We start from the raw sequence: 9,365 nt of genomic DNA, 5'->3' as shown, positions 1-9,365 counted from the left end.
GGCGGCCGCGGTGACGTTGGCGGCGGCGGCGAGTTCCGCGGGCGGAGCGAAACGGCGCTCCTCCTTGAGCAGGTTGGCCAGGCTCTCGTTGCTCAACGCGCACTCCTCATCGAGTTTCATATGCCGGGAGATCCCGTGCGGCGGGATTGTCCCGTGTGTTCCAGCGCACAGCTCACCAGGCGAACCGCCATGTTGACAAGAGGCAGCTGCTCTCAATTGGTTTAGACCTTTAAGTGGGCCGGCCCGGACGTGCGCTGGCGGCCCCGCCCTCGGGGGCGTTCCATCCGGCTCCCTGGTTGCCAACCGCCGAGCGCCAACCGACGGCTGCTTTCCGTCGACCACCGACCACCGATCACCGATCACCGACTGCGGGCGGGCTGCCACGAGGAGTATTGACGGCTGGTCCGGCGGGTAATCCACTGAAGGTACGGGCTCGTCGTCGTCACTCGCGGGCCCGCTCCTCAACGCAGCGCTCCCGTTCTTGGGGGGATGCACATGCCTGGAACTCCCGCGACCCCCGCTGCCTCGGCCCGCCCCGGGGAGCCCCTACTTCCGCCCCTTCCAGGGGACTTCGCCGTTGTCCGGATGAACGGCCAGGTCGGCCGCCTGATCAGGATCGGACAGTGGCTCAACGGCGATGGATTCGCCGACTTCGAGCACGCCTTTGTCTACCTCGGCGACGGCGAGCTGATGGAGGCCGAACCCGGCGGTGCCCGGGTCGGGCCGCTGACCGAGTACGAAGGCCAGCCGATCCGCTGGTCGACCGACAGGCTCGCGCTGACCGAGGAACAGCGGCAGGCCGTGGTCGCTGCGGCCCGCGGCTACGTCGGGGTCCCCTACAGTGCGGCCGACTACTTCGCGCTCGCCGCACACCACTTCCATCTTCCGATAGGCCTGCTGATCAAGGCCTATGTTGCGGACAGCCGGCACATGATCTGCTCCCAACTGGTCGACCAGTGCTACCGGGACGCCGGCATCCAGTTGTTCCGGGACGGCCGTTGGCCGGGCTACGTCACCCCGGCCGACCTGGCCAATCTGCTATGGCCCTGACCCACTCTGTCCAAGGTCACAACTACGGCCCCGAGCCTCGAACTCGAGGATCCCCTCGGGGGCCGGGCCCGGTTCTGCCCGACCGGGCCCGGCAGGCGCCGGAGGAGGCGCGCGACGTCAGGCTGCCACTGGCCGTTCGTCGTGCTTTTCCTCCGACACGGACACGAACCGGCTCTTCTCCCGGTCCAAGACGTACGCCTGGGCGGTGGCGAAGTCGAAGTACATGCCGACCAGTCGCAGGGTGCCCTCGTTGACCCGGCGTTCCACCGCCGGGTTGGCCAGCAGCTGATCCAACTGCTGGACCACGTTGGTGATGCAGAGCTGCTCCGCGAGGTCGACTACCGGTCGCCCGGCGAACTCGGCCGGTGCCCGCCTCAGCCGGGCCAGCGACCCGCGCCCGTTGCGCAGCCAGCGGGTCAGCGGTGTCGGCGGCCCCGGCTGTTCGTGGACCCCGTCCAGCAGGGCCTTCATGGCGCCGCACCCGGAGTGCCCGCAGATGGTGATGCTGCGGACCTCCAGCACCTCGACGGCGTACTGCACCGCTGCCGCCACCGAGTCGTCGGCGGCCCCCGGCTCGTACGGTGCCGGGACCAGGTTCCCGACGTTCCGTACGGTGAACAGGTCGCCGGGGCCGCTGCTGGTGATCATGCTGGTGACCAGGCGGGAGTCGGCGCAGGTCAGGAAGAGCTGCGAGGGCGCCTGGCCCTCACGCGCGAGCCGGGCAAGTTCGTGGCGGACCAGCGGTGCGGTGTGCTGCTGGAAGCCGCGGACCCCGTCCAGCAGCCGGCCATGCGGGTCCTCGTTGCCCTGCTCGATGCAGTGGTGACGACCCCAGGGTGTCCAGGCCCGGCAGCGGTGCGGGCCCGAGGAGCTGCCGGAGCGAACGGTGCCGTCCGGGTCCAGTACCCCGTCGTCATGCCGCTCCGTCAGCATCGAGACCCGGCCGCCTCCGGCCTGGTGGCCGACCCGCCAGGTGTGCACCTGCTCGTATGCCGCGTGGTCGAGGAACGAGCCGTCGTGGCATACCGTCACCCGGGCCCGCGGGGGGATCAGGGCGAGTGCCCGACTCAGTTTGGGGACAGCGGCGAAGGTGAGCGGGCCATGGGTGCGGACCAGGTACGAGCCGTCGGGCTCTACCGAGACGTCCACATGGGCTCGGGTCAGCCGGTACAGGGCCAGGAGGACGGCCATCGAGCCGCCCAGGGCGACACCGACCAGGACGCCGAGCAGAACCACTCCCAGCACGGTGGTGAGGTAGACGGGGAACTCCCGGTGCCGGTGCACCCGCCGGATGTGCGCGAAGCTCACCATCTGGATGCCGACCACTAGGACCAGCGCGGCCAGCGCCGCCAGTGGGATCCGGCGCAACCCGCCGGCCAGGGCGACCGCGGCCAGAGCCACCCAGACCCCGTGGAGGACGGCGGATTTGCGGCCGACGGCGCCGGCCCGGATGTTGGCGGTGCTGCGGACGGCGCCGCCCGCCACCGGAAGCCCGCCGAGCAGGCCGCTCAGCAGGTTGGCGACGCCTTGCCCGCGCAGCTCGCGGTTGAGGTCGCTCGAGCTGTGGGTCATCCGGTCCACCGCGACGGAGGAGAGCAGCGACTCCACGCTCGCCACGGCCGTCACCGTCAGCGCGGCGGCCAGCAGGACGGGCCAGTGCTGGACGAACACGGCGGGGCTGGGAGGTGAGGCGAGGGCGTGCCGGCTCCAGGCGGGAAGCTCGACCCGGGCCAGGCTCAGCCCGAGGCCCGCGGAGAGCGCGGTACCGCTGGCGACGGCCACCAGGGCGGCGGGAACCCTGGCCAGTGCGCCGCCCAGCCGGCCTGCCGAGCCCGGGAACCGGCCGAGCCGGGGCCAGCCGCAGAGGATGGCGATGGCGACGGCGCCGACCGCGAGCGCGGGCAGATGTGGACCGGAGAGCTGGCCGGGCAGCGCGAGGAGATTGGCCTGTGCGGAGCTCATCGGTGAGCCGCCGAGTACCACGTGCAGTTGGGCGATGGCGATGGTGAGGCCGACGCCGGCCAGCATCCCGTGCACGATCGCGGGTGAGACGGCGAGCGCGGTCCGCGCGACCCGCAGTGAGCCGAGCAGCAGCTGCAGCAGTCCGGCGATCACGGTGACGGCGCAGGTGACCTGCCAGCCGAACCGGGCGATCAGCCCGGCGACGATCACGGTGAGTGCCGCGGAAGGGCCGCTGACCTGGAGCGGAGTACCGCCGAGGAGGCCGACCACCAGACCGCCGACGGCGGCGGCCACCAGGCCAGAGGTGAGCGGGGCGCCGGTGGCCAGGGCGATGCCGAGCGAGAACGGGACGGCGACCAGGAAGACCACCAGGGAGGCGGCGAGGTCGTGCGGCAGGCCGGTGGGCCGCGCCGGGAGGGGGCCGGTGGCCGTGGTTTCCGGTGGCGCGTGGTCGGTGGTGTCGGAGGCGATCGGTGCGGTGGAGATGTCGAGGGTCATGTCTTCCCGTCTTTCCGGGGAGCGAACGCAGTCAGGTCCGGTGGGGGAGCTCGGAGGCGGATCGGCGTGGGTCGCGACGGTACGGCGGGATGGCGTGGGCGCGGCGGGGAGTGTCGCGGGCGGCCCATGAACCATCAAGAATCAGTAAACCGAGAGTAATGAAAGCTTTGCACAGGGTGAAATTGAGTGGAAGGAAACGGCCCTGGATTCATTCCTATGGGTGGCGGCCGGGTCTTCCGGGAATACGTCCTGACCTGCGCGAGGGCCGACCGGGCGTCGCCGGGCAGCGCGAAGGCCGGCACCCCCTAGGGATGCCGGCCTTCGCGAGGGCCGATCGGCGCCGGTGTGCGAGCTGGGTCGTCAGGCAGGGGCGGCGTCCAGTTGATCGGTGGCCTGTTCGACGCCGAGTGCGAAGTCCTCGTCGATCTGCGAGGCGAGGTCGATCCCGGTCCTCGCGTTGCCCCAGCTCTCCGCGTTGCGGAGGTGGAAGTGGACGGCCTGCCGGGTGTAGCGCAGCGGGTCGCGCAGTCTGAAGGCCGCGTCGGCCTCCGCCTTGAGCCGGGCGAGCACCTCGCGGTTCGCGGGCTCGAGCGTCCTCAGCTCCGGCTCGGCGCCCTGCTCCAGGTGGCGGACCCAGGTGGACTGGCCGAAGGCGGCGAGCAGGTCGTCGCCCACCTCGCGTCGGAGGAACCCGAGGTCGTCGGGGCTCTGCACCTTGTTGCCGACGACCCGCAGGGCCACGTTGAAGTCCCGCGCGTAGTCCTTGTACTGGCGGTACACCGAGATGCCCTTGCGGGTCGGTTCGGCCACCAGGAAGGTCAGGTCGAAGCGGGTGAACAGGCCGGAGGCGAAGGAGTCCGAGCCCGCCGTCATGTCGGTGACGACGTACTCGTCCGGGCCGTCGACCAGGTGGTTCAGTAGCAGCTCGACCGCGCCGACCTTGGAGTGGTAGCAGGCGACGCCGAGGTCCTCCTCGGCGAAGGCGCCGGTCGCCAGTAGGCGGACCGAGCCCTCGTCGAGTGCGATCGGCCGGGCGCAGGCGGCGTACACCGGGTTCTCCTCGACGATCCGCAGCAGGCGTGAACCCCGGCCGGGCGGCGTGGTTTTGATCATTTCCTCGGCGGAGCCGATCAGCGGGTTGCTGCCGCGTAGGTACTCCTTGATCTGCGGCAGGTGTTCGCCGAGCGCGGGCAGCGCGGCGGTCTGGTCGTCGGTCAGTCCGAGGGTTGTTCCCAGATGTTGGTTGATGTCGGCGTCGACGGCGATGACCGGGCGCCCAGCGGCGGCCAGGTGGCGGATGAACAGCGCCGACAGCGTGGTCTTGCCGCTGCCGCCCTTGCCGACGAAGGCGATCTTCATCTGGGACCCCGACTCTCGCTCGGGCGGGACGTGTGCCGCCGGGATTGTTCTTGGAAATCGTTATCGTCACCGATAGTGGCTATGCTAGCGGCGCGCCGGTGCCCCGCGAGGGCGGGAATCGGGGATTGCCTCAAACGGGTGATGGCGGGGTTGCTGTACCGGCCCCAGCGGGTGGTTCATTACTCTCGGGTAGGTGACCACTGGAACTGATCCCCTCGCCCCGCTGGCAGAGCTCCCCGGGGTGCCCGAGGCTGTTGCCGAGGTGCGCAAGGCCGTGGACCGGCTGTACGGACACCGTGTGATGCGCCGCCGTTCGCCCGAGGTGACTTCGGAGGCCGCACTGCGCGGTGCGCGTGCCTCCGCCGCCCTGGACGGGGCGGACTGGCCGCTGGAGGAGGTGCGCCGCCGCAGCGACTTCGGCGGCGATCCCGGGGCCCGGACGGTCGGCGCCGCGCTGCGGATCTCCGCCGAGGCCGGGCAGCTGCTGAGCGTCTGGCGGCACTCTCCGCTCCAGGTGCTGGCCCGGTTGCACCTGCTGGCGGTCGGGGATGCCGACGAGTCCGCCGGGCGGCCCCGAAGTGCGGGGGAGGGGGTGGCCGAGCTCTTCCCGCTGGAGCTGGCCGCGGTCGAGGGTGTCGAGGAGGCGGTCTCCGGCGCGGTGGAGCTCCCGCCCGCACCGCAGGTCGAGGAGGTCGCGGCGCGCCTCGATCAGCTCTCCCGGCTGCTGGTGGCCCGGGCGGAGGGCGCGGCGAGCGGAACCCCCGCGCTGGTCGTGGCCGCGGTGGTGCACGGCGAGCTGCTCGCGCTGCGGCCGTTCGCCTCGCACAACGGCATGATCGCCCGCGCCGCACAGCGGATCGTCCTGATCTCCGAGGGGCTCGACCCCAAGGCCATCTGCCCGGTGGAAGTCGGTCTCGCGGAGCTGGGCACGGCCGCCTATCAGGAGGCCCTGCGCGGCTACCTTGGCGGCACGCCCGAGGGAATGGCCGCCTGGATCGGGCACTGCGGGAAGGCGCTCCGCCTGGGCGTGCGGGAGAGCACGGCGGTCTGTGAAGCGATGCAGCGCGGCATGGTCTGAGCGACCCGGGCACCGTCCCGGCGCAGAGTTGCGGCGGCACCTGATCCTGCTGGGTGCCGCCGCTGGTACAGGTACCGAGTTACCAAGCATGCACCGTAAGTGCCCATCAGGCGGGGATCCTGCCCGTTCACCTGGTGCGGCGGCCCGACAGCGGGTCGGCTGCATGTGGGTGCCCAGCTATCTGTACGCGGTCCGTGGGCCTGAACTGCGTTGTCGGAACGACCCTCATTGGGTCCTGACCGGGTCTCGCGGGCCGTAACTCATTTCTATCGCGGTTCGACGGAAAGCGGAACCCGAAAAAAGAAGTCTTTGCTGTTTGTCCGTTTCGTCCTGATGGAGTGGTTTGCCGACTGGGCGCGCGGAAACCGACTGGGCGCGTAGACCAGTGCGGCGGCCCCGGTGTGACGTCGCCCGGGGCCGGTCGCATCAAGCGGACGGGCGCCGTCGCTTGGCCGCCGTGTACCAGAGCACCCCGGCCGTCAGCAGTGCGGTGCCGACTGCCACGGCCGTCACCACGGAGCGGCTCGGCGCGCTGAAGTCCGGGAGTCGACGTCGGAGTTCGACCGGGCGGTCGAAGGCCAGGACCGGCCAGTCGCGCGCCAGGGCCTCCTTGCGCAGAGCGCGGTCGGGGTTGACCGCGGAGGGGTGGCCGACCGCCTCGAGCAGCGGCAGATCGGTCGAGGAGTCGCTGTACGCATAGCAGTTGGCCAGGTCGTAGCCCTCGGCATCGGCCAGTTCGCGAATCGCCGCGGCCTTGTTCTCCGCGTAGGCGTAGTACTCGATCTCGCCGGTGTACCTGCCGTCCTCGATCTTCAGCCTGGTGGCGATCACATGGTCCGCGCCGAGTAGCGCGCCGATCGGCTCGACCACTTCGGAGCCCGAACTGCTGACGATCACGACATCGCGGCCGGCCGCATGGTGCTGTTCGATGAGCGAGGCGGCCTCGTCGTAGATGATCGGGTCGATCAGCCCGTGCAGGGTCTCGGCGACGATCTCGCGGACCTGCTGGACGTTCCAGCCCCGGGTGAGTGCGGAGAGGTACTCGCGCATCTTCTCCATCTGGTCGTGGTCTGCGCCGCCCACCAGGAAGACGAACTGGGCGTAGGCGCTCTTCAGCACGGCCCGACGGTTGATCAGTCCGCCCTGGTAGAACGGGCGGCTGAACGCCAGGGCGCTCGACTTGGCAATGATCGTCTTGTCGAGATCGAAGAATGCGGCGGTTCGCACCGCGCCATACTGGCGACGCGAGATGGCTGCAGGTGCCGGTTCAGTGCCGTCCGGTGCGGAACGGAACGCGGAGTTCCCGTCGTGCTCGGCGATGTCGGCGTTCTCGGAGGTGTCCACGGGATCTGAGGATAGAGGGCCCGGCAAAACACCCCGCCATTCGGCGTACTCGCGGGCGTGTGGGTTTGTGTTTCTGGCCGCTCGGGTACACCATGGAAGTCACGGATCGTTCGCGACCGTGCTAACCCGGTCCGGCTCCTCCCCCCCGAGTCGGGCTGTGGATAGACGACCCCCGCTCTCCCCCCCGGCGGGGGTCGTCGCACGTCCGGGGCCATTTTCCGGGCTTCTCGACGATCTCGGGGAAGGCTCGCCGACGGTATTCGCGATGGGCGAGAGCGATCTGCCGGGAGGGCTCATCGGCACTGATCCGTCACTCTCCGTGTCTATTGAGTCTTGGGTGGCGAGACGTGACTCCGCCCCCTGGCTGCGGATCTCGGGTGGGGGCGGGCCGCCGCGTTCCCGGGCTTCTTGGCAGTCTCGCGGGTGTCAATTCTTTGCTCATTAACCCCCCGTGCGGGTGAACAAAGTTATCCACAGACCCGACTTGTCCACAGGTAATCGGGAGGGGGCTGACGGATTCGGCCGCGGCCGCGACCTTGGTGTCCGGGCAGCAGTCGTCTCCGTTCTCGGGGAGGCCGCTGACAACCCACCGGCGGGCGCCGGGGCCATGTCCGGTGCCGGCGCCCGGACAGCACCTCACCGGGGGAGACAGCCATGTCCACACCCACCGCAGACCACCATTCGGCCGACCGGACGGCTCCGTCGGGGCCGCTCATCGTCACCGAGGACGAGTCCCTCGCCGAGAACCTGCTTCGGCTCTGTGTCGCCGCAGGCACCGACCCGCACCTGCTGTGCGGCGTTCCACCGTCCCGAGACCTGTGGGAGAACGCGCCGTTGGTGCTGGTCGGAGACGACCAGGCGGAGCGCTGTGCGGCTCTGGGCCGCCGGGCCGGCGTGCTGCTGCTCGGCCTCGATCTGGACGACTGCGAGGTCTGGGTCAGAGCCGTCAGACTCGGGGCCGAGCACGTCCTGTTCCTCCCCGATGCGCAGGCGTGGCTGCTGGACCGGATCGCCGACGCGGCCGAGGGCGTCGGCCCGCCCGCACTGACCGTCGCCGTGCTCGGCGGCCGCGGCGGGGCCGGCGCCTCGACCCTGGCCTGCGCCCTTGCGATCACCGCGGCCCGCACGGGACACCGCACCATGCTCATTGACGCCGACCCCTTGGGCGGCGGGCTCGACGTGCTGCTCGGTGGCGAGGGTGCGGGTGGCCTGCGCTGGCCCGACCTGGCTGCCTCCCGCGGGCGGGTCAATGGAGCCGAACTAGCTAGAGCGCTACCCGAGTTGCACCGGCTGGCCGCCCTGTCTTGGGATCGCGGCGACACGCTCGCCGTGCCGCCAGAGGCGATGCGCAGCGTGGTCGCCGCGGCCCGTCGCCGCGGGGGGCTGGTCGTTCTCGACCTTCCCCGGCACCTCGACTCGGCCGCCGGGCAGGCACTCGAACAGGCCGACACCGGGCTGCTGGTGGTTCCGGCGGAGCTGCGCGCGATGGCGGCGGCGGACCGGGTGGCCTCCGCCGCCCGGATGCGGCTCTCGGACCTGCGCGCGGTCGTCCGGGTGCCGGGACCGGCCGGGCTGGCGGCCCCGGAGATCGCCCGTGGGCTCGGGCTGCGGCTGGCCGGTGAGCTGCCACGGGAGCCCGGACTGGGCGTCGACGTCGAGCGGGGAGCACCGCCCGGTACACGCGCGAAAGGACCGCTGGCGCGGTTCTGCGCAGGTTTCCTGAACGAAGCGATGCCGCCGGTTCCGGCGGATGGAGGGGGTGTGCTGTGACAGGTCGTCTGAGGGGGTCGAGCCGGCCGGGGGAGTGCGACAGGACCACGACCGGCCCGCACCGGCGGCCGCTCGGCCCCGGTATGCGCCTCGGTGGCCGGCCGCACCGGCCGGGCCGGGCCGACACGGGGTATGCGGACCCGAGTCGAGCGGAGGCGGGCGGGCGAGGCCGGAGCGAAAGGGGTCAGGACGCCGGGCTGGACGCGGAAGCGGCGGCCGGCTCCGGGCCGCAGCTCGGGCGCGAGCGGCCCGGTGGAGCGGAGCCGGAGGGGCTGGGGCGGACCGGGGCGGCGGTGGTCCGCGG

Annotated in this window: 6 protein-coding genes; 3 read left to right on the top strand and 3 right to left on the bottom strand. The window is 71.2% G+C overall.

The genetic code is table 11. The features are described 5' to 3' along the window. Positions 1 to 585: 585 nt before the first annotated feature. On the top strand, positions 586 to 1,050 hold the full coding sequence (locus tag ABD369_RS05735) for a hypothetical protein (RefSeq protein ID WP_344635085.1): 465 nt from the start codon (positions 586 to 588) through the stop codon (positions 1,048 to 1,050). A 117-nt stretch (positions 1,051 to 1,167) separates the two neighbouring features. Here ABD369_RS05735 and ABD369_RS05730 read toward each other — a convergent pair whose 3' ends face one another. Both ABD369_RS05730 and ABD369_RS05725 read right to left on the bottom strand, forming a co-directional pair. Further along, positions 1,168 to 3,510, bottom strand: coding sequence for a SulP family inorganic anion transporter (locus tag ABD369_RS05730; RefSeq protein WP_344635084.1), 2,343 nt, complete (start codon positions 3,508 to 3,510; stop codon positions 1,168 to 1,170). Positions 3,511 to 3,870: 360 nt separating this feature from the next. Next, the gene (locus ABD369_RS05725) at positions 3,871 to 4,869 is read right to left on the bottom strand and encodes a nucleotide-binding protein (RefSeq protein WP_344635083.1); all 999 of its coding nucleotides are present in this window, start codon (positions 4,867 to 4,869) and stop codon (positions 3,871 to 3,873) included. 193 nt (positions 4,870 to 5,062) lie between these two features. Here ABD369_RS05725 and ABD369_RS05720 point away from each other — a divergent pair, with 193 nt between their 5' ends. Next, entirely contained in the window at positions 5,063 to 5,947 is an 885-nt protein-coding gene (locus tag ABD369_RS05720; RefSeq protein ID WP_344635082.1) for a Fic family protein, read from the top strand. A gap of 426 nt (positions 5,948 to 6,373) precedes the next feature. Here the strand turns inward: ABD369_RS05720 and ABD369_RS05715 are convergent, their stop codons facing one another. Beyond that, a complete protein-coding gene (locus ABD369_RS05715) occupies positions 6,374 to 7,198 on the bottom strand; it encodes an HAD family hydrolase (protein WP_344635111.1) in 825 nt (274 codons plus the stop codon). A 747-nt stretch (positions 7,199 to 7,945) separates the two neighbouring features. On the opposite strand from ABD369_RS05715, the gene ssd reads away from it, so the two are divergent. Next, entirely contained in the window at positions 7,946 to 9,061 is a 1,116-nt protein-coding gene (ssd, locus tag ABD369_RS05710) for a septum site-determining protein Ssd (protein ID WP_344635081.1), read from the top strand. Positions 9,062 to 9,365: the final 304 nt, after the last annotated feature.

The sequence above is a fragment of the Kitasatospora cystarginea genome, from assembly GCF_039533515.1.
Lineage (GTDB): Bacteria > Actinomycetota > Actinomycetes > Streptomycetales > Streptomycetaceae > Kitasatospora > Kitasatospora cystarginea.
This window is presented reverse-complemented; position numbering and strand designations above follow the sequence as displayed.

Excerpts from the sequence above, each read along its gene's own strand:
- ABD369_RS05735 (WP_344635085.1), top strand. The coding sequence starts at position 586 with ATGAACGGCCAGGTCGGCCGCCTGATCAGGATCGGACAGTGGCTCAAC.
- ABD369_RS05730 (WP_344635084.1), bottom strand. The coding sequence starts at position 3,510 with ATGACCCTCGACATCTCCACCGCACCGATCGCCTCCGACACCACCGAC.
- ssd (WP_344635081.1), top strand. The coding sequence starts at position 7,946 with ATGTCCACACCCACCGCAGACCACCATTCGGCCGACCGGACGGCTCCG.
- ABD369_RS05725 (WP_344635083.1), bottom strand. The coding sequence starts at position 4,869 with ATGAAGATCGCCTTCGTCGGCAAGGGCGGCAGCGGCAAGACCACGCTG.